The sequence below is a fragment of the Campylobacter coli LMG 9860 genome, assembly GCF_000254135.1.
GTDB lineage: Bacteria > Campylobacterota > Campylobacteria > Campylobacterales > Campylobacteraceae > Campylobacter_D > Campylobacter_D coli.
Genome location: NZ_AINS01000140.1, coordinates 1 through 596 on the forward strand (window position 1 = coordinate 1; position 596 = coordinate 596).

Sequence of the window (596 nt, forward strand, 5' to 3'; positions counted from 1 at the left end):
TATCAACGAAAACATCCTTGCTACTAAACAAGGTTTAGAACAAGATGCTAAAGCAGTAAAAGAAAGTGTTGAAACTGTAGGAGTAGTAGAAAGTGGTAATCTTACTGCAAGAATTACAGCTAATCCTAGAAATCCACAATTAATAGAACTTAAAAATGTTCTAAATAGACTTTTAGATGTTTTACAAACTAGAGTAGGATCAGATATGAATGCTATTCATAAGATCTTTGAAGAATATAAGTCTTTAGACTTTAGAAATAAACTTGATAATGCTAATGGTAGTGTTGAAGTAACTACTAATGCTTTAGGGGATGAAATTGTTAAGATGTTAAAACAAAGTTCTGACTTTGCTAATCATTTAGCCAGTGAAAGTTCTAAACTTCAAAGTGCAGTTCAAAACCTTACTTCATCTTCTAATTCTCAAGCAGCTTCTTTAGAAGAAACCGCAGCTGCTTTAGAAGAGATTACTTCTTCTATGCAAAATGTTTCTGTAAAAACCAGTGATGTTATCACTCAATCTGAAGAGATTAAGAATGTTACAGGTATTATTGGAGATATTGCAGATCAAATCAATCTTTTAGCATTAAATGCTGCTA

Annotated in this window: 1 pseudogene; it reads left to right on the top strand. The window is 31.4% G+C overall.

The features are described from left to right. Nucleotides 1–596, top strand: a pseudogene (locus CCO88_RS09770) (methyl-accepting chemotaxis protein); the annotation flags it as partial.